Origin of the sequence: Litoreibacter sp. (genome assembly GCF_039974535.1) — a bacterium.
In the GTDB taxonomy this organism is placed as follows: Bacteria; Pseudomonadota; Alphaproteobacteria; order Rhodobacterales; family Rhodobacteraceae; genus Litoreibacter.
On the sequence record NZ_JBDWIU010000010.1, the window covers coordinates 341,731 to 367,804 of the forward strand.

Annotated in this window: 26 protein-coding genes; 13 read left to right on the forward strand and 13 right to left on the reverse strand. The window is 58.1% G+C overall.

Annotation, left to right across the window (positions count from 1 at the left end):
* Positions 1 to 360: 360 nt before the first annotated feature.
* Positions 361 to 1,686, reverse strand: a complete 1,326-nt coding sequence (gene gltX, locus ABJN86_RS09330) for a glutamate--tRNA ligase (protein WP_348366564.1) — start codon at positions 1,684 to 1,686, stop codon at positions 361 to 363.
* Positions 1,687 to 1,835: 149 nt separating this feature from the next.
* Here gltX and ABJN86_RS09335 point away from each other — a divergent pair, with 149 nt between their 5' ends.
* On the forward strand, positions 1,836 to 2,750 hold the full coding sequence (locus ABJN86_RS09335; protein ID WP_348366566.1) for an MBL fold metallo-hydrolase: 915 nt from the start codon (positions 1,836 to 1,838) through the stop codon (positions 2,748 to 2,750).
* A 19-nt stretch (positions 2,751 to 2,769) separates the two neighbouring features.
* On the opposite strand, the gene ABJN86_RS09340 is transcribed toward ABJN86_RS09335, so the two are convergent.
* Genes ABJN86_RS09340 through ABJN86_RS09355 form a run of 4 tightly spaced genes read right to left on the reverse strand, consistent with a single transcriptional unit; the run spans position 2,770 to position 7,068 of the window.
* Positions 2,770 to 3,579 carry a prolyl oligopeptidase family serine peptidase gene (locus ABJN86_RS09340; protein WP_348366568.1) on the reverse strand — a complete coding sequence of 270 codons (810 nt, stop codon included), beginning with the start codon at positions 3,577 to 3,579 and terminating at the stop codon, positions 2,770 to 2,772.
* A gap of 54 nt (positions 3,580 to 3,633) precedes the next feature.
* Positions 3,634 to 4,110 (reverse strand): DUF2269 domain-containing protein, encoded by a 477-nt coding sequence (locus ABJN86_RS09345; RefSeq protein WP_348366569.1) that lies wholly within the window; start codon positions 4,108 to 4,110, stop codon positions 3,634 to 3,636.
* On the reverse strand, positions 4,110 to 5,420 hold the full coding sequence (locus tag ABJN86_RS09350; RefSeq protein WP_348366571.1) for an SDR family oxidoreductase: 1,311 nt from the start codon (positions 5,418 to 5,420) through the stop codon (positions 4,110 to 4,112). Before ABJN86_RS09350 ends, ABJN86_RS09345 begins: the two co-directional genes overlap by 1 nt.
* Positions 5,410 to 7,068 (reverse strand): NAD+ synthase, encoded by a 1,659-nt coding sequence (locus ABJN86_RS09355; RefSeq protein WP_348366573.1) that lies wholly within the window; start codon positions 7,066 to 7,068, stop codon positions 5,410 to 5,412. Before ABJN86_RS09355 ends, ABJN86_RS09350 begins: the two co-directional genes overlap by 11 nt.
* Positions 7,069 to 7,222: 154 nt before the next feature.
* Between ABJN86_RS09355 and ABJN86_RS09360 the strand changes: the two genes are divergently transcribed.
* Complete coding sequence (locus ABJN86_RS09360; RefSeq protein ID WP_348366575.1) at positions 7,223 to 8,635, forward strand: 2-isopropylmalate synthase; 1,413 nt, start codon at positions 7,223 to 7,225, stop codon at positions 8,633 to 8,635.
* Here the strand turns inward: ABJN86_RS09360 and ABJN86_RS09365 are convergent.
* The 3 genes from ABJN86_RS09365 to ABJN86_RS09375 form a co-directional block, all read right to left on the reverse strand.
* Entirely contained in the window at positions 8,632 to 9,990 is a 1,359-nt protein-coding gene (locus tag ABJN86_RS09365) for a HAMP domain-containing sensor histidine kinase (RefSeq protein ID WP_348366576.1), read from the reverse strand. The two genes, ABJN86_RS09360 and ABJN86_RS09365, sit on opposite strands and share 4 nt — an antisense overlap.
* Complete coding sequence (locus tag ABJN86_RS09370; RefSeq protein ID WP_348366577.1) at positions 9,990 to 10,649, reverse strand: response regulator transcription factor; 660 nt, start codon at positions 10,647 to 10,649, stop codon at positions 9,990 to 9,992. Before ABJN86_RS09370 ends, ABJN86_RS09365 begins: the two co-directional genes overlap by 1 nt.
* Positions 10,650 to 10,744: 95 nt before the next feature.
* Entirely contained in the window at positions 10,745 to 11,128 is a 384-nt protein-coding gene (locus tag ABJN86_RS09375) for a hypothetical protein (protein WP_348366578.1), read from the reverse strand.
* A 779-nt stretch (positions 11,129 to 11,907) separates the two neighbouring features.
* On the opposite strand from ABJN86_RS09375, the gene ABJN86_RS09380 reads away from it, so the two are divergent.
* Positions 11,908 to 12,309, forward strand: a complete 402-nt coding sequence (locus ABJN86_RS09380; RefSeq protein ID WP_348366579.1) for a hypothetical protein — start codon at positions 11,908 to 11,910, stop codon at positions 12,307 to 12,309.
* A gap of 127 nt (positions 12,310 to 12,436) precedes the next feature.
* On the opposite strand, the gene ABJN86_RS09385 is transcribed toward ABJN86_RS09380, so the two are convergent.
* Entirely contained in the window at positions 12,437 to 12,628 is a 192-nt protein-coding gene (locus ABJN86_RS09385) for a hypothetical protein (protein ID WP_348366580.1), read from the reverse strand.
* Between the two features lie 268 nt (positions 12,629 to 12,896).
* Positions 12,897 to 13,562: an SDR family NAD(P)-dependent oxidoreductase gene (locus tag ABJN86_RS09390; protein ID WP_348366582.1), complete on the reverse strand. Its 666-nt coding sequence runs from the start codon at positions 13,560 to 13,562 to the stop codon at positions 12,897 to 12,899.
* 199 nt (positions 13,563 to 13,761) lie between these two features.
* On the opposite strand from ABJN86_RS09390, the gene ABJN86_RS09395 reads away from it, so the two are divergent.
* Positions 13,762 to 14,115, forward strand: coding sequence for a cupin domain-containing protein (locus ABJN86_RS09395; protein WP_348366583.1), 354 nt, complete (start codon positions 13,762 to 13,764; stop codon positions 14,113 to 14,115).
* A gap of 12 nt (positions 14,116 to 14,127) precedes the next feature.
* Complete coding sequence (locus tag ABJN86_RS09400) at positions 14,128 to 15,684, forward strand: 2-isopropylmalate synthase (RefSeq protein ID WP_348366584.1); 1,557 nt, start codon at positions 14,128 to 14,130, stop codon at positions 15,682 to 15,684.
* Positions 15,685 to 15,745: 61 nt separating this feature from the next.
* Here the strand turns inward: ABJN86_RS09400 and rlmJ are convergent, their stop codons facing one another.
* Positions 15,746 to 16,516 (reverse strand): 23S rRNA (adenine(2030)-N(6))-methyltransferase RlmJ, encoded by a 771-nt coding sequence (gene rlmJ, locus ABJN86_RS09405; protein ID WP_348366585.1) that lies wholly within the window; start codon positions 16,514 to 16,516, stop codon positions 15,746 to 15,748.
* 152 nt (positions 16,517 to 16,668) lie between these two features.
* On the opposite strand from rlmJ, the gene ABJN86_RS09410 reads away from it, so the two are divergent.
* The 6 genes from ABJN86_RS09410 to ABJN86_RS09435 are packed head-to-tail and all read left to right on the forward strand — an operon-like array spanning position 16,669 to position 23,269.
* Entirely contained in the window at positions 16,669 to 17,709 is a 1,041-nt protein-coding gene (locus ABJN86_RS09410; RefSeq protein ID WP_348366586.1) for a rod shape-determining protein, read from the forward strand.
* 47 nt (positions 17,710 to 17,756) lie between these two features.
* On the forward strand, positions 17,757 to 18,662 hold the full coding sequence (gene mreC / locus ABJN86_RS09415; RefSeq protein WP_348366588.1) for a rod shape-determining protein MreC: 906 nt from the start codon (positions 17,757 to 17,759) through the stop codon (positions 18,660 to 18,662).
* Positions 18,655 to 19,254 (forward strand): hypothetical protein, encoded by a 600-nt coding sequence (locus tag ABJN86_RS09420; protein ID WP_348366589.1) that lies wholly within the window; start codon positions 18,655 to 18,657, stop codon positions 19,252 to 19,254. The genes mreC and ABJN86_RS09420 overlap by 8 nt, the downstream gene beginning before the upstream one ends.
* A complete protein-coding gene (gene mrdA, locus ABJN86_RS09425) occupies positions 19,251 to 21,194 on the forward strand; it encodes a penicillin-binding protein 2 (RefSeq protein WP_348366590.1) in 1,944 nt (647 codons plus the stop codon). The genes ABJN86_RS09420 and mrdA overlap by 4 nt, the downstream gene beginning before the upstream one ends.
* On the forward strand, positions 21,191 to 22,330 hold the full coding sequence (gene rodA, locus ABJN86_RS09430) for a rod shape-determining protein RodA (RefSeq protein ID WP_348366592.1): 1,140 nt from the start codon (positions 21,191 to 21,193) through the stop codon (positions 22,328 to 22,330). The genes mrdA and rodA overlap by 4 nt, the downstream gene beginning before the upstream one ends.
* 6 nt (positions 22,331 to 22,336) lie before the next feature.
* Entirely contained in the window at positions 22,337 to 23,269 is a 933-nt protein-coding gene (locus tag ABJN86_RS09435; protein WP_348366593.1) for a glyoxylate/hydroxypyruvate reductase A, read from the forward strand.
* On the opposite strand, the gene ABJN86_RS09440 is transcribed toward ABJN86_RS09435, so the two are convergent.
* Together ABJN86_RS09440 and ABJN86_RS09445 are read right to left on the reverse strand one after the other, a co-directional pair.
* The gene (locus tag ABJN86_RS09440; protein ID WP_348366595.1) at positions 23,266 to 24,045 is read right to left on the reverse strand and encodes an SseB family protein; all 780 of its coding nucleotides are present in this window, start codon (positions 24,043 to 24,045) and stop codon (positions 23,266 to 23,268) included. The two genes, ABJN86_RS09435 and ABJN86_RS09440, sit on opposite strands and share 4 nt — an antisense overlap.
* On the reverse strand, positions 24,042 to 24,638 hold the full coding sequence (locus tag ABJN86_RS09445; protein ID WP_348366597.1) for a uracil-DNA glycosylase family protein: 597 nt from the start codon (positions 24,636 to 24,638) through the stop codon (positions 24,042 to 24,044). Before ABJN86_RS09445 ends, ABJN86_RS09440 begins: the two co-directional genes overlap by 4 nt.
* A 64-nt stretch (positions 24,639 to 24,702) precedes the next feature.
* Here ABJN86_RS09445 and ABJN86_RS09450 point away from each other — a divergent pair, with 64 nt between their 5' ends.
* Positions 24,703 to 25,035, forward strand: coding sequence for a helix-turn-helix domain-containing protein (locus ABJN86_RS09450; RefSeq protein ID WP_348366599.1), 333 nt, complete (start codon positions 24,703 to 24,705; stop codon positions 25,033 to 25,035).
* Positions 25,028 to 26,050, forward strand: a complete 1,023-nt coding sequence (locus ABJN86_RS09455) for a permease (RefSeq protein WP_348366600.1) — start codon at positions 25,028 to 25,030, stop codon at positions 26,048 to 26,050. The genes ABJN86_RS09450 and ABJN86_RS09455 overlap by 8 nt, the downstream gene beginning before the upstream one ends.
* The last annotated feature ends 24 nt before the right edge of the window (positions 26,051 to 26,074 follow it).

The window sequence follows — 26,074 nt, forward strand, 5'->3', positions numbered from 1 at the left end:
GGGGTAGCTTCTCTCGAAAGATGAGCTGCCGACGACTTGGATAAGCGACAACCATATTGTGAAAACAATTCCAATGATAACAAAGGTGCTTCCAATGGACCAAAGGAGCGTCTGGGGTTTGGGTTTTTTGTGCCGAGGCGAGGAAAAGTGTAAGCCCTGCCGCCACGCAGCAGGGGGTGGCGATACACAAAAATGCTACGGCGAGACTGTTCCAGCCGTTCCTAGGGTAGAAGAACATCTCGGACACATTGAAGGGCAGTAGGATGATCGCAGCCCAAACTGCTAGTGTTGGGATAAACCAACACAGCAGACCTACAGCGACTTGTTTCATTAAATGGTCCTTGTCGAGTGAAGGGGGACTTACACCTTCGCTTTGATCTTTTGCAGCAGCGGCATCAGCGAGCCCATGTCAGGGCCGTGATCCATACCTGTCAGCGCCTTGCGCAACGGCATGAAAAGCCCGCGGCCTTTGCGGCCTGTGGCTTCCTTCACGGCCTTCGTCCATTCGGACCAGCTTGTGTCGGTGAAGGGCGCGTCGGGCAGCATGGCCAGCGCGTCGACGACGAAGTCTTTGTCCTCGTCGTCCACCACCGGATCAGCGCCGTTCAGGCACAAGTCCCACCAGCCCGCGATGTCCTTGCGGGTTGTGATGTTTTCGCGTGCGACGTTCCAGAAGGCCTCTTGGTTGTCGGCAGGAATGGACAGGGCGTCCAGATCGGCCTTCACCGCGTCAGCACTTTGCGCCTGCAAGTGGCGCGCGGACAGCGGGTAGAGGTCTTGCTCATCAAACTTGGTCGGGGCTGCGCCGAAGTGGCTCAGATCGAAGCCTTCGATCAGCTCGTCCATGGAACTGCGCAGCTCAATAGGCTGGGACGAGCCAAGGCGCGCCATATGGGACAAAAGCGCCAGCGGCTCCACGCCCGCGTCGCGCAGGTCGCGCAAGGACAATGTGCCAAGGCGCTTTGATAGGGCCTCACCCTGTGGGCCGGTCAGCAAGGAATGGTGCGCAAAGCTTGGCACCGTGCCGCCCAAGGCCTGAATGATCTGGATTTGGGTCGCCGTGTTGGTGACGTGGTCAGAGCCGCGCACCACATTGGTGATGCCCATTTCAGTGTCATCCACCACGGAGGCCAACGTGTACAAGAATTGCCCGTCGCCACGGATCAGCACGGGGTCAGACACGGAGGCCGCGTCGATAGACACGTCGCCAATGATGCCGTCGGCCCATTCAATGCGCTGTTGGTCCAGCTTGAAGCGCCAAACGCCGTTGCCGCGTTCCGCGCGCAGGGCGGCGGTCTCGTCGTCGGACAGGTCCAAGGCGGCGCGGTCATACACCGGCGGTTTGCCCATGTTCAGCAGCTTTTTGCGTTTCAGGTCCAGCTCGGTCGGGGTCTCAAAGGCCTCGTAGAAGCGCCCGTTTGCGCGCAGCTCGTCGGCGGCGGCGACATAGCGCTCTAGGCGGGAGGATTGCGTTTCCACGCGGTCCCACTCAATGCCCAGCCATTCCAGATCAACCTTGATCGCATCCGCATATTCCTGCGTCGAGCGTGTTGGGTCAGTATCATCAAGGCGCAGAATAAACTGGCCGCCAGCCTTGCGCGCAATCAGGTAGTTGAACAGCGCGGTACGCAGGTTGCCTACGTGAATGTAGCCGGTCGGGGATGGGGCGAAGCGAGTGACGGTCATGGATCGGTCCTTTTCGGGTTGCCGTTCGTGAACCACAAAGGCTCGCATTTGTCCATATCTTGGCTGTCCTCACATCCAGTTGATTAGTGTTTCAATTCGAGACATTGTTTGGTGCAGCCGACATCACAAATTTTTAGGAGCATATTGCCATGTCATTAACCAGACGCGCCGCCCTGTCATTGGGGGCCAGCCTTCCACTTGCCGCCGCACTCCCACACGCCGCTGCCGCCAAGGCGGAAATGAAGGGCTTGGACATTGCCAAATCTCGCCGTGTGAAGCTTGGCGATTTTGAGGTGACCACGCTGTTGGCTGGCACTGCTGCCCGCGAAGAGCCGCAAACCATTTTTGGCATGAACGTTAGCGAAGAAGAATTCGCAAAGGCATCCGAAGACGCGTTCATTCCTGCAGACAAAGTGCAATTCTTCTTCACGCCAACCTTGATCAACACTGGCGGTGAGCTGATTTTGTTCGACACTGGCCTGAACGCCAAGGGCATCACCTCGGCTGTTGAGGCCGCAGGCTACACCACGGACCAAGTCGACAAAGTGGTTATTACGCACATGCACGGCGACCACATCGGCGGCCTGATGGGCGACGACGGTGAGACGTTCAAGAACGCCTCCTACATTGCAGGCTCGGCTGAGCACAACCACTGGTCCAAAGCGGACAACGACGGCTTTAAGGCCAAGGTTGCCCCATTGTCTGAGAAAATGACCATGATCGACGATGGCGCATCTGTTGCCTCGGGGATCACTTCGATGGCGGCTTACGGCCACACACCTGGTCACATGGGCTACATGATTGAGAGCAACGGAGAGCAATTGATGCTGATTGCCGACCTTGCCAATCACCCCGTTTGGTCCTTGGCCAAGCCGGATTGGGAAGTGCGTTTCGACATGGATAAAACAGCCGCCGCCAAGTCGCGCCGCAAGGTGCTGGGCATGTTGGCCGCAGACCGCGTGCCAATGGTGGGCTACCACATGCCGTTCCCTGCGATTGGCTATGTGGCCAACAAGGACGATGGCTTCGAGTATGTCCCGATGAGCTACCAGATGATGCTTTAGTTAGGCTTGGGGCGGTTGGTTACAGCCGCCCCGCGTCCGCCAAGATGCCCCACGCATAGCGCAGGTCTTCGCTGCGGAAGCTGTGGCCCCCCTCAAACAAGCAAAAGTTCAACAAGTCGCCCGACGCATTGGCGTTGTTTTCGCACGTCAGGCGTGCTGTTTTGCTGGGCTTGGTGGGTTTGAACCCGCCGTAGGTGGCGTACATGTCCAAGGCCTCCGACACTTTGCCTTGGTGCGTTCTGAGGATTTTTCGCCCGTTCAGCGGCACGGTCGGGTCGTTGTCCCCGTGGATGTGGATAATGTTGGCCACCCGCCCCGCGCAGGTGTCAGGCGCGTTGAGCCAGAAGGTGCCCGATATCGGGACGAACCCCGCAAACAGATCGGAGCGTGCGCAGGCAAGGTTCCAAGTCATCATGCCCCCCGCCGAAAAGCCCGCCGCGACGAGGCGAGTCTTGTCGATGGGCAGGCGTTTTGTGGCATCCGAGATCACGGCGTCAATGTATTCAAACTCGTCCGAGCCGTCGCTATCCATGTGGCGCGGCGAGTTGGGCAAGACCCAGTCGTCTTCCTTGGATTTCAGAGCGATGAACGCCAGCCCCATGTCAGAGATCGTGCGGCGCAGGTTCTTGTTGCGCATCAGTCCCGCCGCCGTGCCGCGATATCCGTGAGAGAACACGATAGCCCCCACGGGTTCGGCGCTCGTATGCCCCTCCGGCATTGCCACGCGGTAGGTGCGGTCGCCCAGCTTGCAGTCGGTGTCGGCACCGCACGCGAGCGCAGGTGTGGATGTCAGGGCGAGGGCGGTGAACAGGGCGCTTATGAATTTCATAGCGAATTGGTGCCAAATCCGCAGGTTGGCTGCAACTCACAAGCGCGTGCTGCGCTAGATTGGCAGGCTGGGCCTCATCAGCATCAACCACAGCAGCACCGCGATGGCGAGGAACGCGGGGATGCCGCAGGCGAACCATATGCGGTATAATCTGTGGTAGCGTTCCCCGAGCGGGGTTGCGGATGCGACCGCACGCCTTGCCTCGTTGCGCATTTGGATTTGGATGTAGACCACCGGTAGCCAGAACAGGCCAATGACCACATAGAGGGCCAGTGACGCGACCAGCCAGCCTTCCAGCAATGACCAGCCCAACGCGGATGCAAGCAGCGACCCCGTGATGGGCTGAACGATTGCCGCCGTCGCGGTGAACAGCGTGTCGGCAATGACTACGGCCTGCGCCGTGTGCGCGATGTTGGCGGCGTCATTTGTGCGGTGGGCCATCATCATGAAGAACGCGATGCCCGCGCCGGTGCCGATCAGTACGCAGGCCCCCAACACATGGGCGAACCGCAATAGGTCGAGCCACTCCATCAGCGGGTTTCCAGCGTGATGCGTGTCACAAGGGTCAAGGCGATTGCGGGCAGCACCTTCACCAGCGGGCCAAGCGGGTCGGCCCATAGATGCGGGGTGAACAGGGTTGAGGCCCCGAGGTAGAACAGGCTCACGGCGATCATGGCCCAACATGCCTTGGGCGCGTGTTTGCGGATGAGAATGCCTAGACCAAGGGCGATGTCCACAATGGCCCAAAACACCACGCTGAGGACGGCCAGCGGGTAGGGCCAGCCGACATCTTGCAAGACTTCGGCGGCGGTGTTGGCTTGGGCCAACCCGATGAGGCCGGACAACAGCCAGAACAGGGATAGGGTTGCTACGAGCATTGGCATCACAAGGCTGATGCGAGCGGACAGGCGATCCTCGGCGCGGGCGGGCATGGCGCGTAGGGTTTCTTCTAACGAGGAGATCGGCGCGAGGCCCAACGCACGCCACGGTATGGGGTCGCCCGTCACGCCGCCTTGTAGGACGCGGACGGCGTTGCTGCGAAGGGGCGAGCGCCATCCGAGGTGGGACAGAGCGTCCGCGCATTTGGTCATGCCGCGCGATATCACGGGGGGGATCGCGACCGTCTTGGTGGCTTTAGCAAAGCCTAGCCAGTGGCGCATGGAGGCGATGATCTCGGCCAAGGGGCGGGCGTCGGGTTCCACCAAGTCGCCCTCAAAGCCGTTGGGAACTTGCCCCGACACCGCGGCCTCAACGGCGCGGGCGATGTCGGTGGTGGACACGGTCTGGATCGGTGCGTCGGCAAAGGCCAGTGGCTGGATCAATGGGACTGCTGCCAACATGCGCAGCATTGCGGTGCCGCCGTAAGCGGTATCGGACAAGACCAAGCCGGGGCGTAGGATTTGGTGGTGGCAGCCAGATGCTTTGATCGCCGCATCGCCACGCGCCTTGGAGGCCATAAAGTTGGTGGCCGCGTCCAGCGTGGCCCCAATGGCGGAGATTTGGACGAGTTGCACATCATGCGCGGCGCATGCCAACGAGAGGGCTTTGAGCGCGTGGTGATGCACGGCCTCCAGATCGTCTTGGGGGCCGTCCTGCAATGCGCCGGTGCAGTTAATCACGACATCCGCATCAGATAGATGTGCGGGCCAGTCCTGCGCGGATGTAAGGGCCGCCATGTCGGCAATCCGCCACGGCACATTGGGGAGGACTTTTTGCGCGGTGGCAGGGTTGCGGCCCAAGCCAGTGACGCGGTGGCCTGCGCGGGCCAAATGCCGCGCGATGGCCGACCCAATGAGGCCGTAGGCCCCAAGGATCAGCACGTTTTTGGCCTCAGCTGTCATCACGCCAGCGGTTGGCAATCGGGTAGCGGCGGTCCAGCCAGAACGCGCTATCCGTCAGCCGCGCGCCGGGGGCGGATTGGAAGCGTTTGTACTCAGAGATGTAGACCAGATGTTCGATTTTTTTCACCACGTCGCGGGGGTGACCTGCGGCGACGACCTCGGCCACGGATTGATCCTTGTCGACGAGGCGCTCCAGAATGTCATCAAGCACCTCATATGGCGGCAGGCTGTCTTCGTCCTTTTGGTCTGGACGCAGCTCGGCCGACGGGGGTTTGTCGATGATGCGCTGGGGGATCACGGTGCCGCTTGGCCCCATCATCCACTCGCGGTGGTTGGTGTTGCGCCAGCGGCAGGTCTCAAACACCCGCATTTTGTAGAGGTCTTTGATCGGGTTGTAGCCCCCCGCCATGTCGCCGTAGATCGTGGCGTAGCCGACTGCGACCTCGGATTTGTTGCCCGTGGTGAGCAGCATTTCCCCGAACTTGTTGGACAGGGCCATCAGCAGCACGCCGCGCAGGCGGGACTGGATGTTTTCTTCGGTCAGGCCCTCGTCGGTGCCTGCAAACAGTGGTGCTAGTGCCTCGGTTACGGCGGCGCGTGGGCCGGCGATTGGAACGGTGTCGATGCGGGTGCCAAGCAGGCGGGCGGCCTCGGAGGCGTCTTCAAGCGAATGCTCGGAGGTATATTCGGACGGCAGCATCACGCAGCGTACATTGTCGGGGCCAAGGGCGTCGGCGGCGATGGTGGCGACCAAGCCGCTGTCGATGCCGCCAGACATGCCAAGCAGCACCTTCTTGAAGCCGGTTTTGCGCATGTAGTCGCGCAGGGATTCGACCATGACGCGGTAATCTTGCTCGAAGGCATCGGGTTGGGCGGTTTTAGGCCCCTCAACCGCCGTCCAGCCGTCGGCGTCGCGGGTGAAGTCGACATGTGCGATTGCCTCGTCGAAGGCGGGCAGTTGCAGCGCCAGCTTGCCGCCACGGTTCAGCACGAAGGAGCCGCCGTCGAAGACCTGATCATCCTGACCGCCGACCATGTTGAGGTACACCAGCGGCAGATCGTTCTCAATGACGCGGGCGACCATGTGGTTGAGGCGGATGTCATGTTTGCCGCGATAGTAGGGCGAGCCATTGGGCACCAGCAGGATTTCCGCGCCGGATTCGGTGAGGGTCTCAGACACATCTTCATGCCACGCGTCTTCACAAATAGGCGAGCCGATGCGCAACGGGCCGATGGAATAGGGGCCGCCAAGCGGGCCTTCGGCGTACAAGCGGCGCTCGTCAAAGACGCCGGTGTTGGGCAATTCATGCTTGAGCGAGCGGGCCTTCACTTTGCCGCCCTCCAGAATGGAATAGGCGTTGTAGAGCGCGCCGTCGATAAAGACGGGGTGGCCGATGCCGACCGCTGGGCCATCGGCGCAATCAAGGGCAAGTTGTTCGACGGCGGCCACAGCACCTTCAGTAAAAATGGGCTTTAGGACCAAATCTTGCACTTGGTAGCCGGTCATAAACATTTCGGGCAGGGCCACCATTTGGGCGCCTGCGTCTTTGCCTTGCTGCCACGCGTGGCGTGCCTTAGCGGCGTTGCCTGCGAAATCGCCCACGGTTGGATTCAACTGGGCAAGGGTAAGGCGGAAGCTATCGCTCATGTGACAAGTCCTTCGATCAACGCGCAACATTTAGCAGACCCGTGCGCGAGGGGAAGAGGGAGTGCGAAAACGATTGAGGATCTGGTCGCCTCGCTTGTCAGTGGCGAAGTGCTCCACTAGGCTCTCGCAAAATTACCCGTCGGAGTTGATACCTATGCGCCTAAGTTCTGTGTCCCTGTTCTGCATTGGCCTGGCCGTGGCCCCGCTCGCAGCCCAAGATTCCGGCACCAAGCAATATGAAGACGGCGGCGTCTACACGGGGTCCTTCAAAGAGGGCAAACGCCACGGGCAGGGAATATTCACGCTGCCCAATGGATATGAATATTCCGGCAATTGGGCCAATGGCGAGATCAGCGGCCAAGGCACGGCGCGGTTTCCCGATGGCTCCCTCTATGAAGGGCAGTTCAAGGACGGCAAGCCCAACGGCTTCGGCAAGATCATCTTTGCCGATGGCGGCACCTACGAGGGGGACTGGATCGACCGGAAAATTACGGGTCGCGGCATCTCTATTTTGGCCAACGGAGTGCGCTACGAGGGCGAGTTCCTGAACGCACAATATCATGGCATTGGGGTTTTGGTTAATCCAAACGGGTTCCGCTACGAGGGCCAATGGGTCGGCGGTGTCAAAGAAGGGCGCGGCAAGGTCACTTATCCGGATGGCTCGATCTATGAAGGTGAGATGGCCGCAGGCATGCGCAGCGGGCAAGGGACGTTGAATATGCCCGATGGCCTTACCTATGAAGGGGGCTGGGCCGCGGACCAAATGGAAGGCGACGGCACCCGCGTTCACGGGAACGGGGATGTTTACGCGGGATCGTTGAAAGCTGGCGCACGTGAAGGCGAGGGCCGCATGGAATACGCGAATGGAGACGTCTACGAGGGCGGCTTTAAGGCGGATCAGCGTCACGGTCAGGGGGTCTTTAGCCTATCTGACGGCTTCATTTATTCCGGCGAGTGGATTGACGGCCATATCGAGGGTTCAGGGACGGTCAATTACCCTGACGGGTCTATTTATGCGGGCCAGATTAAATCTGATCTGGCGCATGGGCAGGGCAAGGTGACCAATCCGAATGGCGCGAACTACGACGGTGAGTGGGTCAACGGCGTGATCGAGGGTGTCGGCGTCGCGACATTCCCTAACGGGGAGCGCTATGAGGGCGAATTCCGCAACGCGCGCAAAGAGGGGAAGGGCAAGATGACCTCCCCTGATGGTCGTGTGTATGACGGGCAATGGCTTGCGGGTCAGATGCACGGGCAAGGCCGCATGGAGTTTCCCAACGGGCTTATCTACGAGGGCGCTTTTGCCAGTGGAAGCCGGACGGGCAAAGGGACGCTGACATCTGACAGCGGATTTACCTATGTTGGTATGTGGAAAGACGACGTGGCGGAAGGTTCCGGCGTGGCCACATATAACACCGGTGACGTGTATGAGGGCGAATTCGCAGCCGACAAGCGCTCGGGCAAGGGCGTGTTGAAATACGCCAATGGAGAGACGGTTAGCGGCCTTTGGAAAGACGGGTTGCTTGTAAAAGCTGACGAGGTTGTGGAAGACGCTGCTGCGGATTAAGCGGCTTTGGCCAACGATTGACGTCTTTTGCTGGGGATGAATATTCGAACGGCCAATCCACCTAAGGCGGCGGATTTCTCTAGGTTCAAATCTGCGCCATAAGCTTGCAGCAAATCAATTGCGATCGCGAGGCCAAGGCCGGTTCCAGGTTTGGAGCTGTCGAGCCTGCCTCCCGATTTGAGCGCCTCGCGCTCGCGGCCTTCGGGAATGCCGGGGCCGTCGTCTTCGATTAGCAACTCCACGCCGTCCTCTCGGGTTATGGCCGTTAGTGAAATTGCGTCGTTACACCATTTCAGAGCGTTATCGAGAAGGTTGCCGATGACCTCTTCGATGTCCTGCTGGTCCATTCGGATGAAAAGGTCTGGGGCGCAGGATGTCGACATTTCCTTGCCGTCACGTTCGGCCATTGAGCTGAATAAACGGGTGAAGCGATCCACCGAATTAGAAAGGTCGGTCCGCACACTAACGGCCGCCCCGCTGTTGGCGGCGCGCATACGCGCAAGGGAACGGCCAAGCTGCGCGTCGACGCGGTCGAGTGCATCAAGGGAGGCTTCCATGTTGTTGTTCTGAGCGTTCAGCACCGTTAACTCGTTACGCAAAATCGCGGTTGGCGTTTTCAAGGCGTGTGCGAGGTCTGCTGCCTGGCGCCGTGCACGCGCAATGATATCGCGGTTTCGGGCAAGCAGCTCATTGATGTCATCGACCAAAGGGGCAACCTCTTGGGGGTAGTCGCTGGTCGTGAGGTCCTCGTCCTGCTCCCACCGTTTGGACACATCGCGGCGCAATTTGTCGAGCGGATGAAGGATGGTTGTTGTCTGCAGAATGGCCCCCGCAAGACCAAGCAGCCCAACGAGAACGAAGGCGAGCAAAAGGGAGCGTCTTGTTTGTTGACGCTCCGCGGCGAGGGCGGCGAGGCTTTCGGCGACGCTGACGTCCCATGTGCTACCGTCTTCTAGAGTAATCTGCTGGAAAGCGCTGCGAACAGGCTCCCCTTCCGGGCCTGTCATGGAGCGCAGGGTCAGATCGGTTGAGTGGCTCGAGGGCGCTTTTAGCGTTGTGTCGAACATCGAGCCGGATGTGTATGTTTCGCCATCGAGGTTGCTGATTTGCCAGTACCGCCCCGAAAATGGTGTGGCATAAGCGGGATCATAAAGGCGCTCAGACAGGGCCACAGGGTTTGTGGCGGTTGTGTTGAGGGCGACCACGAGTTGTGAATGCCGGTCAATCAACCCGCGATCAAAGCGGTCGAGCACGTTGTCCTCAATCAAGGTCAGCAGAACAAAAGCCCCCACAAGAATGGAGGCCATGGCGGAGAGGGCCCCGCCGATCATTGCCCTGCGACGTAGCGACAGCACTAGGCTGCGTCCACTTTGTAACCGCGGCCGCGAATGGTTTGGATAAAGTCGGGCCCCAATTTTTTGCGTAGCCGCGTAATGAACACGGCGATTGTGTTGCTGTCGCGGTCACCGTCATATTCGTAGATATGCTCGCTCAACTCAGTGCGCGAGATCAGGCGGCCTGCGTTGTGGATGAGGTAGGATAAAACCGCGACCTCTTGCGAGGTTAGATCGACGGGGATCCCGCCCAAGGTAACCTTAGCGTTGCGAGTGTCGAAGGCCACGCTGCCCTTCTCAAACAAGGGGTTTGTGCGGCCAGATTTGCGGCGCAGCATTGCGCGCACTCGGGCGGCAAGCTCCGGCATGTGGAACGGTTTGGTCATGTAGTCGTCAGCGCCCGCATCCAAACCATCGACACGGTCGGTCCAGCCATCGCGAGCGGTTAAGATCAACACCGGGAAGTCCAACCCTTCCGAGCGCCATTCCTTTAGGATCGAAATGCCGTCTCTTGTGGGAAGCCCAAGATCAAGGATGACCATATCATAGGGTTCTGTTGAGCCCAAAAACCCCGCCTCCTCGCCATCATGGGCGACGTCAACGACGCGCCCTTCAGCGGTGAGCAAGGTTTTAACCTGGGACGCGAGAGTCACGTCATCTTCTGCAAGCAATATTCTCATGCTTGCGTAAGTAGCGTTGGATTTAGGCGGGTTTGTGGCCGTGGCGTGAAAATCTATTGCAGGTTGCGGCGTTCTTTCTGTCGTCTCATGGCCCTTTACATCCCGTTGGAGCGAGTTGCAGAGGGCACAAGTTTAACGTGTTTAACAGAGGCAGCTTCGGTAATCAGACAACCCACAGAGGAATTGGAGGGAACTTGGTCGCCAGTTTGCGCGTCGATTATGACACTTACCAGACGGCCATCGGGTCGTTTCAGGACGAAGCGGTAGTAAACGCCGCCGGCGTCGAAAGCGCGGGCTTCGACGACTTTGGCATGGAGGGCATTGGAAACAGAACTAAGTGTCGCTTTCATGCTGACGGTATTGCCGTACATCGCAACTTGGCGAAGCTCAGACCGCTTCATCTCATGCGCAGAGGACGCATAAGAAGGGCTTGTGAAACTGATGGCAGCAACGCCGAGGAGAAGGATACTTTTGAACATGGGCCAACGCATAGCAGAGCGAAGATGAATGCAGCGTGAACGAATATGAATGACGTCAAAATAATTTAGGGTCGCTTCGCGTAAAAGCATGGGGTGAGGGTTTTCCGATGGCTTCCTTGTGGGGCAACATTCGAGATTGCTGACCAAAAGACATGGGTTATTGGTCATTCCCTTGGTCAACCCGCTACAGAAAATCAGAAACCCTTGAGTAGCCAATAACTAGCGAAAAATCCGAATAAGAAAGTCAGCCATTCGGTTGTAGCGGAAAACCCATAATTGTAGTTCATCAGGTGCGCAGGATTAGCACTCTCTTTCCTCTCTTGGTTCGTCATTTTTCGCCAAACCCAAAGTCTCAACGAAAGCCTAATGCAATATACAGCTACCCCGATCCAAAAAATAATTGGGGCAAGCAAGTACAACATTAGCATGGTGAAGCCGCCTGTCAGTAAACCGATGGGGACAAGAATACGGGTTAACAGGGCTATCAAGGGGTTCTCTACCGAAGCAACTTTTGGAGGTACTTTTATAAGTGTTTAGGTGGATTGCAAAAGCCCGTCCTGGATTTGGTGCGTACTCATGGAGCAATTTGAGGCTTGAGGACAATGATACATCGCAAAGATTTGGTCATGCCCGCGCACCCACAGCCGAAATCTCGCGTGAACGTGAAGCGATTTTCATGACTATGGCCTGAGTAACGCCCAATCACAGGATACTTGCCGGAAAATGGCCTTATTCGCTGGTCAAATTCAGGCATCAGTAGAGCGAAGAAAGGTATTGCAATGACCATACATCAGGGCGTGAAAATCATATCAAATATCGTGCTTGTCGGGGTGCTTGGAGCGTTTGGTTTCGCACTTTGGCTCGGTTACGGCCGCTTGTCGCCGGAATGGGTTCACTTGTTGACCTCGGTTACGGTTGTCGCGTTGGTTCTTCAGATCGGCGTAGGGTTAATGTTGCGACCTCGCGGCTCGATCAAATCCTCGATCGCGAAAAGTCTTCAGGTGGCGCAGCTGCCTTCCTACGCATTCGGGTACTGGGTCACACTCGCCGCATTCTTGTCGTTGTTTGCGCTGGTTCAGCTTCGCTACATTTCATCAACCACCGCGTTTTTCCTGATGGGGCCTGCGTTGATTGGGCCAACGGTTTACTCCGCGCTGGCGTCCATGTGCAGGGCCAGCTGATTTATTCATGGCCAGCTGACGCGACGAGTTGACCCCAGCAAAGAAAAAGGCCGCCCAGAGGAGGCGGCCTTCTTTAGTTGGAGGGGTATACGCGTACCTTGGAGGGTTACGTAAACCTTGGTTTTGTTCAGGCCGCCATAAGGCGCAGAGGGTCCTGAATGGAGAGCGCTGCCAGCACCTTTTCAATTGGCGGGAAGCGCATGTCTTTAGCTGAACAGAGGGTTGCAGCTTTCGGGGTAACACCAGCTCGCTGTGTGTGCATCGCCTGGAGGGCTTCGATGCGACGGGTACGGGCTTTCTCGGCAAATGATCCGGTCATGGTGTTCTCCTTTCTTAGTTTATGTCGGGCCAGTCTGTCGGGGCCAGCCTTCGATGAAACCGTTATGCAGCATTGGAGTTGAATGAAGCGCGAACCCAATGTTCATATTCGGTTAATGTATTTTTATTGTTTATTTACAGTTTCTTGATTGAAATTTATGCGCCGATGAAGTCGCGATGATTAACAAATATGCCCTATCGACTGCATTTCATTAACAAACAATGAACACATTTGGCCGCCGCGACACGCCCGATTCTTGGGGATTCGGCTACCAAGGCACCGATTTTCCCGCGTAATCGAAGAATCGGCCCGTGTCGGGCGGGTTCAATCCAGCTAAGAGGTCTAGAATGTTCTCAGCCGCGACCGAGGCAGGCACCGTTTCGTGTCGCCCAGCGTATTTGGCGGTGAAAGGCGTTTCCACCGTTCCAGGGTGTACGCAAACACAGGTGGCCTGCTTGTGGGTGCGCGCGATCTCGATTGCCGCACCGTGGATGAGTTGGTTCAACGCGGCCTTGGCGGCGCGGTAGCTGTGCCACCCGCCTATGTGATTGTCGCCAATTGATCCCACACGGGCAGACAGTGCCGCGAAACAGGACGGCCTGTCTTTGGGGAGGACGCGAACGGCGTGCTTTAGGACCAAGGCAGGGCCCATCGCATTGGTTTGGAACTGTTGAGTGAGAGCCTGCGGGCTTAGGGCGCTGATCGATTTTTCGGGCTCGGCGCTATCTATCACCAAGGCACCTGTCGCACAGATGATTAGGTCGTAAGTATCGGATAAGGATTTGAAGGCTCGTTCAATTGCGGCTTCGTCGGTGATATCCAATCCGTGAGTGCTACGCGATAGGCCTGTCACATCGTGACCGCGGTTGGTGGCACCCGTTGCCAATGCGGAGCCAATTCCGCCAGATGCGCCGATGATTAAGGTTCGTGTCATGCTCCAGACCTACCTGTCTTGTCGCCCAAGTCAAATTGCGTCTTTCCTTTCCGCTGGGGATTCGTATTATCCCCCATATGAGCATTTACGCACATCTCCTACTTCTTAGCCTGCGCTGAGCGTGCCCAACCGGCGCGTGCCGCTCAGTAGTGCCAGCGCCGGACATTCCAAAAAAACCGAATAGCTAAGGAGTGACCCCGTGCAAAAGGTCAATCTTGAACAAAAGCTGAGCCTGTTTTCGTCCCATTGGGATCCGCAGGTTGTGGCCGACTATAATGGCAATGACATTATGGTCGTTAAATTTCAGGGCGAGTTCCCGTTTCACAAGCATGACGACAGCGACGACTTCTTTTTGGTGCTTGAGGGGGAAGTGACCCTCGACCGCGAGGATGGTGACAGCATTGTCATGGGGGCGGGCGAATTATGTGTGGTGCCCAAGGGCGTCGTGCACCGCCCGCGCGCAGAGGCCGAGGCCAAAGTCCTACTGATAGAGCCGCAAGGCCTCCCCAACACCGGCGATGCAACGACTGCCGCCGCCAAGCCACGTATTTGAGAGACTGAGATCATGAGCGAACAAGACAAAGTATTCATCTTCGACACCACCCTGCGCGATGGCGAGCAATCTCCGGGCGCCACCATGAGCCATGACGAGAAGCTGGAAATTGCCGGTCTTCTGGACGAGATGGGCGTCGATATCATCGAGGCAGGCTTCCCGATTGCATCCGAGGGCGATTTCGCCGCGGTGAAGGCGATTTCGGAGCAGGCGCAAACATCTGTCATTTGCGGCTTGGCACGGGCCAACTTCAAAGACATCGATCGGTGCTGGGACGCGGTGAAACACGCCAAGCGCCCGCGTATCCACACGTTTATCGGCACCTCGCCGCTGCACCGCGCCATTCCGAACCTGAATATGGATGAAATGGCCGATAAAATCCACGAAACGGTCAGCCATGCCCGTAACCTGTGCGACAACGTGCAATGGTCGCCAATGGACGCCACGCGCACCGAGGAGGATTACCTTTGCCGCGTGGTTGAGATTGCGATCAAGGCGGGAGCCACGACGATCAACATCCCCGACACCGTGGGCTACACCGCGCCACGCGAAAGTGCCGCGTTGATCCAGATGCTTCTGGAACGCGTGCCGGGTGCGGATGAAATCATCTTCGCGACCCACTGCCACAACGATCTTGGCATGGCGACGGCCAACTCTTTGGCCGCCGTGGAGGCGGGCGCGCGTCAGGTGGAATGTACGATCAACGGCTTGGGTGAGCGTGCGGGCAACACGGCCTTGGAAGAGGTCGTTATGGCGCTGAAAGTGCGCAATGACATCATGCCGTTCCAAACGGGCATCGACAGCACCAAGCTGATGAACATCTCGCGCCGTGTGGCGTCGGTGTCGGGCTTTGCGGTGCAGTTCAACAAGGCCATCGTCGGTAAGAACGCCTTTGCACATGAAAGCGGCATTCACCAAGACGGGATGCTGAAGAACGCGGAAACCTTCGAGATTATGCGTCCTGAGGACGTGGGCCTGAGCGAGACCAATCTGGTGATGGGCAAGCATTCGGGTCGTGCCGCGCTGCGCTCCAAGCTGGCGGAACTTGGGTTTGAGCTAGGCGACAACCAACTGAAGGACGTCTTCGTGCGCTTCAAAGCCTTGGCCGACCAGAAGAAAGAGATCTACGACGACGATTTGATTGCCCTGATGCAAACAGGGGATGCAGACGCGGACCACATCAAGCTGACTGCCCTGAGCGTGTCATGTGGGATGGACTTGGAGAAGTCCGCTGAAATGACGTTGGAAATTGGCGGGGAGGCCAAGTCGGTCACCGCCACGGGCGACGGGCCGGTGGATGCAGCGTTCAACGCGGTGAAGGCGCTGTTCCCGCATAAGGCGCGGCTGCAAGTCTACCAAGTGGCGGCGGTCACCGAAGGCACGGATGCGCAGGCGACTGTGTCGGTTCGGCTGGAGGAAGACGGCAAGATCGCAACGGGGCAGTCGGCTGACGTGGACACGGTTGTGGCGTCAGTGAAAGCCTATGTCGACGCGCTGAACCGTCTGGTGGTGCGCCGTGAGAAGTCGGGTGGTGATGTGGCCGAGGTGTCTTACAAAGACGTCAGCTAGTCTGACTTCAATGAGCGCCTGCGGCGCGCTTCATATTGGAGTGTGTGGCAGGCGTGAGCCCCTAGAATATCTGGGTTAGGGACTTGGCTTCGGCGTCCAACCCGTAGGGCGCGTTCACGATGAACATGCCCGACCCGATCATGCGGTGGCCTTCGCGCACCGGCGGGAATGACACCTCGTGGTGCAATACATTCGGCAGATTTTGCGCTTTAAGCGTTCTGACCATCGGCACATGTGCGTCAGAGGTTAGGATCGGGTACCATAAGGCAATCACGCCGACATTCCATTTGCGGTGCAGCTTGGCAATTTGGCTGGGAATGGCGTCGTAGTCTGACTTTATTTCGTAGCTTGGGTCGATGAGCATGATCCCACGGCGCGGCTCTGGCGGGCAGACGGCTTGGGCCATCTCGAAGCCGTCTTGCTTGTAGCATTTGGCGTTATGGCGGCGCATGGTATCGCGTAGAGCTTGATGCTCTTGCGGGTGCAGCTCGGCCAGATGCAGCTTGTCGGTTGGGCGCAAAGACAGAGCGGCAAGCAGCGGAGAACCTGCGTATGCGTCTTGCCCGTGCTGCTCGCGCAGCGCGGTGAGTGCTTTGATATAGGGATGATCAGGCGCGAATTTGTCCGTGAGGGCGGTGATGCCCGCCTCTGCCTCGCCGGTTTTCAAGGCCTCGGAGGAGGACAGGTCGTAGAGGGCACGGCCTGAATGAGTTTCTAGGTAGCTGAGGGGCTTATCCTTGCGCGTCATATAGGACAGCATGGCGCAAAGGAGCGCGTGCTTGTGAACGTCGGCGGGATTTCCAGCATGAAAGATGTGTTGATAGGACAGCATAGCGCCTTCTAACCTGCTAAAGAGAAGCGGAATAGTGCTGATATCGGCCCTCTGATACCTTTCAACCGGAGCGCGGCCCGCCTATAAGTCTCCAATCTACACCGCTGGCGGCTGAGTCGGCGAAAACTTCTGACTGCTTGGGATAAATATACATGGCTGGCATCTTCTCGAGTTTGTTCTCTTCCGACATGGCAATCGACCTTGGGACCGCGAATACGTTGGTCTACGTCAAAGGTAAGGGGATCGTTCTGAATGAGCCTTCCGTTGTGGCGTATCACACCAAGGCGGGTCGCAAGGAAGTGTTGGCCGTGGGCGAGGACGCCAAGTTGATGCTGGGGCGGACACCTGGCTCGATTGAAGCGATCCGGCCGATGCGTGAGGGCGTGATTGCCGACTTCGACACGGCAGAAGAGATGATTAAACACTTCATCCGTAAGGTGCATCGCCGCTCTACCTTTACCAAGCCGAAGATTATTGTGTGCGTGCCGCATGGCGCGACCCCCGTTGAAAAACGCGCAATTCGTCAGTCTGTTTTGGGTGCTGGTGCGCGCAAGGCGGGATTGATTGCAGAGCCGATTGCGGCGGCGATTGGTGCGGGCATGCCGATTACGGACCCGACCGGCTCCATGGTTGTGGACATTGGCGGTGGCACTACGGAAGTGGCCGTTATGTCGCTTGGGGATATCGTATATGCGCGATCTGTGCGCGTGGGTGGTGACCGCATGGACGAGGCGCTGATTTCGTATCTGCGCCGTCATCAAAACATCTTGGTCGGTGAAAGCACGGCTGAACGGATCAAAACCTCGATCGGGACGGCGCGAATGCCGGATGACGGGCGTGGTGCTTCTATGGAAATTCGCGGGCGTGATCTGTTGAACGGTGTGCCCAAAGAGACTGAGATTAACCAAGCCCAAGTGGCTGAGGCGTTGGCCGAACCGGTGCAGCAAATCTGCGAAGCCGTTATGACTGCCTTGGAGGCAACCCCACCTGATTTGGCAGCGGACATTGTGGACCGCGGCGTGATGCTCACGGGGGGCGGTGCGTTGTTGGGCGAGTTGGATCTGGCGTTGCGCGAGCAGACCGGACTGGCGATTTCCGTGGCGGATGAAAGCCTGAACTGCGTAGCGCTGGGCACGGGCAAAGCGCTTGAGTACGAAAAACAACTGCGCCATGTGATAGATTACGATAGTTAACCCTATCGGGCACCCGTTTGGGGCCCTCGGCAGTTTGGACCAAGCCCATGGCAATTGACCGACGCGGACATGATGAATACGCCCGCCCCGTCAGACGAGTGCTGATCGGGGTCTTGGTCGTGTTCTTGCTGGCGATCTTCGGGCTTTGGCGGATCGACAACCCACGGATGGAGCGGTTTCGCTCCAATTTAGTCGACAAAGTTGTGCCGTCTTTTGATTGGGCTTTGGTGCCGGTTACCCGCGTCAGTCGCATGTTTGATGACTTTCAGTCCTACGCCCGCATCTATGAGCAAAACCAAGAGCTGCGTCGTGAATTGCAACAGATGAAGTCTTGGCGTGAAGCTGCGATTCAACTGGAGCAAGAAAACGCCCGCCTGCTGGACCTGAACAAGGTGCGCCTGAACGCGCAGCTGACCTTTGTGACGGGTGTTGTGCTGACGGATAATGGCTCGCCCTTCCGGCGGTCCGTGCTGTTGAACGTGGGTGCGCGTGACGGCATCCAAGACGGCTGGGCCACGATGGACGGCCTAGGGCTGGTTGGGCGCATTGCGGGGGTGGGCGATAAGACATCGCGCGTTATTTTGCTGACCGATACGAGTAGCCGTGTGCCAGTGACCATTCAGCCGTCTGGGCAGAAGGCTTTGCTTGTTGGGGACAACACGCTCGCCCCGCCGGTTGATATTGTTGAGAACATCGAGGACGTGCGCCCGGGCGACCGTGTGGTGACATCCGGTGACGGAAAGGTTTTCCCTGCGGATGTGTTGGTCGGGCAGATCGCATTGGGGGCGGATCGCCGGTTGCGGGTCAAGCTCGCGGCGGATTACGGCAGGTTGGAATTTTTGCGCGTTTTGCGTACGCCGCATTCCGGTGTGATCGGAGAATCGGGCGGGTTGATTGCCGCCGATGAGGTGGTCGTTGAGGCAGAGCCTGCAGCGGAGGCAACCGATGGTTGACCCGATTACATGGCGGCGGTTTCAGTTTCGCGTCTTATTTTTGCTGGTCAGCGCGCTCGTCATCTTTGGTCAACTGCTGCCCTTAAATACAGGCCCCGCATCGGTTCAATTGCTGGACCCTGAAACGGGGGAGTTGATCCGCGAAGGCGGCTCTTACTTGAGCCTTCCCGGCCCTGATCTATTGTTTTGCTTTACGGCCGCCTTTTTGATGCGTCGCCCGCGTTGGGCGCCGGTGCTATTGATTGTGGTCGTGCATTTGCTGGCGGACATTTTGTTTCTGCGTCCTTTGGGGCTTTGGCCTGCCGTGTCGATTGTGGGCTACGAGTTTTTGCGCCGCCAGACGAATGCGACGGCTGAAATCGCGGTCCCCTTCGAGGTGGCCCTTGTTGTCGGGACGTTTGCGGCGGCGGTATTGGTTAACGGATTGCTGCATCTGATATTTGCGGTGTCCCATCCTGCATTTGGCGCGACGATACTTCACATTTTGACGACGGCTATCGCCTACCCCTTTGTGATTGGCGTAACCCACTTTATATTGCGAGTCAGGCGAGCTGCGGCCCGCGAGTTGGACAGTGACGGAGTAATCGGATGAGGCGCTCGCCCAAAGACACGGAGGAAAGCGTCGCGATCGTTTCGCGTCGTGGCCTTGTGCTTGGTGGCGGTATGGCTGCCTTTGCGGGGCTTTTGGGCCTGCGGATGCGTCACCTTCAGGTAGATCAAGCTGATCAGTTTCGCCTTCTAGCGGAAGAAAACCGGATTAATATTCGCCTGTTGCCTCCGGCCAGAGGGCAAATATTTGACCGTAATGGCCTGATGTTGGCTGGGAATGAGCAGAACTACCGCGTCACAATGGTTCGCGACAAGGTGGAGGATCCGGAAGCCGTGCTAAAGGCTATCGCGCGACTGATCCCGATGACCGACGAAGACATGGAGCATGCCCGCGAGGAATTGCGCAAACGCTCGCGGCTTGTACCGGTTACGATTGCGGATCGTCTGTCTTGGGAAGACCTGAGCCAAGTGGCGGTGAATGCGCCTGCTTTGCCGGGGATTTCGCCCGAGGTCGGGCTAAGCCGCATTTACCCGCGTGGCGCTGACTATGCGCATATCGTGGGATATGTTGGACCGGTCAGCGATTATGATCTCAGCCGGATCGATGACAAGGATCCGCTGCTGCAAATTCCGAAGTTCCAGATCGGCAAAACGGGGTCCGAGAACAAGCTGGAGCGGAGCTTGCGCGGTAAGGCCGGCACCAAACGGGTTGAAGTGAACGCCATCGGACGCGTGATGCGCGAGTTGGGGCGTGATGAGAGCCAGAAGGGCGCGAATGTTCAACTGACTATCGATACGCGGTTGCAAAACTTCGTGCAGGCCCGTTTGGCGGGTGAAAGTGCGGCCGCCGTTGTAATTGATGTGGAGACAGGGGATTTGGTCTCCATTGGCTCCGCACCTGCGTTTGATCCGAATTTGTTTGTGCGCGGTATCTCGGTCAAGGATTACGGTGATTTGACAGGGAATAAGTATCGCCCGCTGGCCAATAAGGCGGTTCAGGGAACCTACCCTCCGGGCTCTACCTTTAAGATGGTGACGGCGTTGGCCGGACTTGAGGCGGGTGTGATTACGCCTGACGAGACGATCCGCTGCACGGGCTACACCGAGCTTGCGAGCCGCCGCTTCCACTGCTGGAAACGCGGTGGGCATGGGCGGATGAACCTACGGGATTCGTTGAAGCAGTCTTGTGACGTTTACTACTATGAGCTGGCGCAACGCGTTGGCATTGAGAAGATTTCCGCCATGGCCCGCAGGTTGGGGCTGGGTGAGAAGCATGACGTGCCGATGTCCGCAGTGGCTGGCGGGCTGATGCCGACAAAAGCGTGGAAGAAAGAAAACCGCGACCAAGACTGGGTGATCGGCGATAGCTTGAATGCATCGATCGGGCAGGGGTTCGTTTTGGCCTCGCCGTTGCAATTGGCGGTTATGACTGCGCGCATCGCCACAGGGCGTGCGGTGGCGCCACGGCTGGTGAAATCCGTGGATGGGGTTGAGACCCCGTCTGGTGCGGGAGAATCCCTAGGGATCGACGAAGAAATGATGGATCAGGTGCGCGGTGGCATGTTTGCCGTGGCCAATGAAGGCGGCGGCACAGGGGCGGCCACCCGTATTGTCGACAAGTCGATGCGCATGGCGGGCAAAACTGGAACCAGCCAAGTGCGTAACATTACGAAGGCTGAACGTGCGCGTGGCGTGTTCCGTAACGCTGACTTGCCATGGGAGCGCCGGGACCACGCGCTTTATGTGGGGTATGCGCCAGCGGACGCCCCGAAATACGCGGTAGCTGTCGTGGTCGAGCATGGTGGCGGCGGCTCCACGGCTGCGGCCCCAATCGCGCGCGACGTGATGCTGGCGGCGCAGTCAGGCGGCATGCCGCCGTTGACCGCCTACCCCAGCTCGCAGCGCGGCCGCATTCGGTCGTCCTTGAGTAAACTGGAAGTCTGGGATCCTGACGACCCGACCCCGCCGGAGACCCAAGCGTGAGTTATCTCGAATACAACGTGAAGTCGGTCCCCAGCGGGTTGTCCAAGTTGTTGCACCTGAACTGGCCGATTATCGTATTGCTGACGACGATTGCTAGCGTCGGGTTCTTGATGCTGTACTCCGTGGCCGGTGGGTCAATGACCCCTTGGGCGGAGCCGCAGATGAAGCGTTTTGCCGTGGGGTTGTTCGTAATGATCTGCGTCGCGATGGTGCCGGTTTGGTTCCTGCGCAACATCGCTGGAGTAGCATATGGGATATCGGTTTTGCTGCTGCTGGCGGTGGAGTTCTTTGGCGCCACCGGCATGGGCGCGCAGCGATGGATTGACCTTGGGTTTATTCGTTTGCAGCCATCTGAGCTGACCAAAGTTACGGTGATCATGTTTCTGGCGGCCTATTATGACTGGGTCGACATCAAGAAAATTTCCCGCCCGCTTTGGGTGATCATTCCCGTAATTATCATCGCTGTGCCGATGTATCTGACGCTTCGCCAGCCCGACCTTGGGACGTCCTTGCTATTGGCATTTGGCGGCGGCGGGATCATGTTTCTGGCGGGTGTGCATTGGGCCTATTTCGCAGCGGTGGTCGGTGGCGCTGCAGGGCTGGTGAGCGCCGTATTCGAGAGCCGAGGCACCACATGGCAGTTGCTTAAAGACTACCAATACCGCCGGATCGATACATTTATTGACCCTGCATCTGACCCGCTCGGGGCTGGTTATCACATCACTCAATCCAAGATTGCATTGGGGTCAGGTGGATGGACGGGGCGCGGCTACATGCAAGGCACGCAGAGCCGTCTGAACTTCCTGCCCGAGAAACACACCGACTTTATTTTCACCACATTGGCCGAGGAATTTGGTTTTATCGGCGGCATCTCATTGTTGAGCCTATATGTTCTGGTGCTGGTTTTCTGCGTCGTCTCGGCGCTAAGCAACAAGGACCGCTTTGCATCCTTGCTGACCTTGGGCATCGGGCTGACGTTCTTTTTGTTCTTTGCGGTGAACATGTCGATGGTCATGGGGCTGGCGCCGGTGGTTGGCGTTCCTTTGCCGATGGTCAGCTACGGCGGCTCGGCGATGATCGTGTTGTTGCTCGCCTTTGGGTTGATGCAAAGCGCGCATGTTCACAGACCTAGGTAGCCATCAATGATCAACGTCCTGTTTCTAGCGCCGCCCAAGAATTGGGTGCAATATGAGGCGCCGCTTCGGGCGGCGTTTGCCAAGGCGGGGATCCATGCGGACTTGCGGGTCGAGTTTGATCCAAGCGATGTGGATTATGTGGTCTACGCCCCCAATGGCGGGCAGGCGGATTTTACCCCGTTTACCAAGCTGAAAGCTGTCCTAAGCCTTTGGGCGGGCGTAGAGACGATGGTGGACAACCCCTCGCTTAGAGTTCCGCTTTGCCGGATGGTGGATCATGGATTGACCGAAAGCATGGTCGAATGGGTGACCGGCCAAGTGCTGCGTTACCATCTTGGGATGGATCAGTTCGTGGCCGCGCAGGACGGGGTTTGGCGGGCAGGAACCGCCGCACCCTTGGCAAGGGACCGCAAGGTTTGTGTGCTGGGTTTAGGGGCTTTGGGCATGGCATGTGCAAAGGCACTGTCTGCACTGAATTTTGACGTTCACGGCTGGGCGCGTAGCGCGAAATCCTGCGAAGGCATGACCTGCCACTTTGGCGAGGACGGTCTAAGAGGGGCCTTGTCGGGGGCGGATATGGTGGCGTTACTGCTTCCCGACACGCCGGCGACAGAGAATGTTCTGAACGCGGAGCGTATGGCGCTGATGGCGAAGGGTGGTTTCATCGTGAACCCGGGTCGTGGTCCGCTGATCGACGATGACGCATTGCTTGCGGCGCTGGACAGCGGGCAATTGGCGCATGCGACCTTGGATGTGTTCCGTATTGAGCCTTTGCCTGAAGCACATCCGTTTTGGGTACATCCCAAAGTCACCGTGACGCCCCATATCGCAGCGGAAACGAAGGCCACGACGGCCTCCGAGGTGATTGCGCAGAACGTGGTTTTGGGTGAGGCGGGCGAGCCGTTTCTCCATGTCGTGGATCGCGCCGCCGGATATTAAATTAGCTTAGGCGGCTTTGCAGGGTCACTGCCCGGTGCGGCGCGTTCCACTGGCTGGATCGGTTGGGGCAGATCGAACCGCAGCGCTTGAGCCTCCAGCGCGCCCACAATCGCGTGGCTGGCGTCAAAGAACGCGACATCCAGCGCACCTGCCTCAATACCCGAAAAGACCAAAGCTTCGTTCGTGGCGCGGGCGAGTGCGTCTTGGGCGGCGGGTTCGGCGCCTACGAAGGCCAAGATATGAGAGCGCTGACCGCTGGCATAGGTCACGCCCGCCAGATATGCGCATTGCGCAAGGCCGGCCGCAGTGGTCAGCTTTTGGTCTATCGCGGTGACCAAACTGTCGGGCAATCCTTTGGGCGGAGTGATCTCAGTTGGCGTCTCGGCAGCTTCTGAGGGGCCGTGCGACAAGGTCTCGTTCAACCAGTCCACCGCCTGAGATGGCAACAAAATGGAGGAGGGGGCCACGCCAAGATTGACGCCCAAACCTAGATTTTGCCCTGCCAGCATTTGCGCCAAAGCCCGACCGGATAGACCGACGTAGGGGGCGGAACCTTCAGCGAAATCGGCCAAGCGCTCCTCGCGGTCGAAGGCTAGGATGTAGGAAGCCCCTTCGACCTCAAACACATGTGGTGAGATTTGGTCGCCTTTTGGCTCGGCCTCCAGCAGTAGGAACAATTCGGAATCGCCCATGCGCTCGTAGAACCGTAGGCGGGCCGCGTCGTCTTTGGGGCTGGCTTCCATGGCGGTGTGGGCCTGATCTAGCGGAGTGTTCATGGGACAAGGACCTCTTTCACGCGCGATTTGAGGACTGGCAGAAGCTCTGTCTCGAACCACGGATTGCGTTTGATCCATCCGGTATTGCGCCATGAAGGATGCGGCAAGGGAATAATGCTCGGGGCATGGTCGCGCCATTGGGCAACGGTATCGGTCACCGTGCCCGCCGATTTGCCCAAATGGTACTTCTGGGCATAGCCGCCAATGAGCAGGGTTAGGCCGATGTTTGGCAATTTATCAAGGATTGGCGCACGCCATGTTTTGGCACAGACGGGTGGTGGTGGTAGGTCCGCGCCCTTGGCGTTGTAGCCTGGAAAGCAGAAGGCCATAGGCAGGATGGCGACACGGGATTGGTCGTAAAATGTGGTGCTGTTTATGCCCATCCAATCGCGCAGGCGATCACCAGATGGATCGGTGAACGGCTGGCCACTTTCATGCACACGGGCGCCCGGCGCTTGCCCCGCGATGAGCAGGCGCGCGGGTTTTTGAAACCAAACCACGGGGCGTGGAGCGTGTGCGGTATGAGTCGCGGCAAAGCGATCTTTACATATTTCACAGCTTGTTAGGTCATTTGAGAGTGAGGCCAATGTCATGGCATGCACCATAAAGTATCAATTAATGTTTGCTAATGTTTTATCATTCTATAATTATAGAAGTATGAAAACATTTGATGACACGAATCTATCCCTTATCCAAGCCGCAAGCGCCTACGCTGCCCTTGGCTCGGAACAACGCCTGTCTTTGTTGCGTCGGTTAACGCGAGCCGGGGATCAGGGAATGAACATTGGCGCGCTTGGTGCGGCGACAGAGTTGAGCGGGGCGAACCTGACCCATCATCTTAAAATTCTGGCGCAGGCCGGATTGATTAAACAGACCAGACAGGGGCGCTCCACCATTTGTGCCGTGGCGGACTACGCGACTTTCAAGCGATTGAACGACTTTTTGTTGGCCGAGTGTTGTGCTGACCTTGAGGAGCATAAACATGGCTGATCTGACCCAATCCCCTTCCTTAACCCTTTGGGAGAAGCTTCCGAAGGTTTGGGTGCTCAGTGCGGCCATCTTGGGACTGGTCTTCGTGTTGGACCCCGAGCACGGGGTGCCAGTTCTTACCGGAACCTTCGGAGCGATGGCGCATACGGCGATTTTCATCATCTTTGCGGTACTGGCAATTGGCTTTCTCAAAGCCTCCGGCGCAGAGGTTTTGGTGGCGGAGGCCTTTAAGGGAAAAGAGACGCGGATGATCTTTCTAGCGGCTGCCCTTGGTGGGTTAGCGCCGTTTTGCTCGTGCGAGGTGATCCCATTTATCGCGGCTCTTTTGGCAGCCGGGGTGCCTTTATCGGCGGTCATGGCGTTTTGGTTGGCGTCCCCTTTGATGGATCCGGCGATGTTTTTAATCACCTCAGGCACCTTAGGGTTTGAATTTGCCTTGGCCAAAACACTGGCGGCGCTTGGATTGGGGTTGTTCGGTGGTTTTGCGACGATGACACTGGCCAAGACGGCGCTGTTTGCTGATCCCTTGCGCGATGTGCAGCAGGGGGGGTGCGGGTGCAGCTCCTCATTCAAGGGCACGCCTCAATGGCGCTTTTGGCAGGATGAGACGCGTGTTGCCGTCTTCAAGGCCACGGCATGGGACAACCTTGCTTTCCTCGCCAAGTGGTTGTTCCTCGCCTACCTGCTTGAGAACCTTATGTTGCTGTATGTACCTGCCAGCTTGGTGTCGTCGGTCATGGGGGGCTCGGGTGTTGGGCCGATTGTCTTTGGCGCGTTGGTTGGCGCGCCGGCTTACTTGAACGGCTACGCGGCTGTTCCATTGGTCGACGCATTGCTGACCCAAGGGATGAGCAACGGGGCGGCGATGTCGTTTATGCTGGCGGGGGGGGTTAGCTGTATACCGGCGGCCATCGCGGTTTGGGCCTTGGTGAAGCCGCGGGTTTTCGCCGCCTATTTAGGTTTTGCCTTCGTTGGCAGCATTTTTGCGGGAATGATCTGGAATGTAATCGCCTGAGAAGATTGCCCCTAGCCCGAGTTT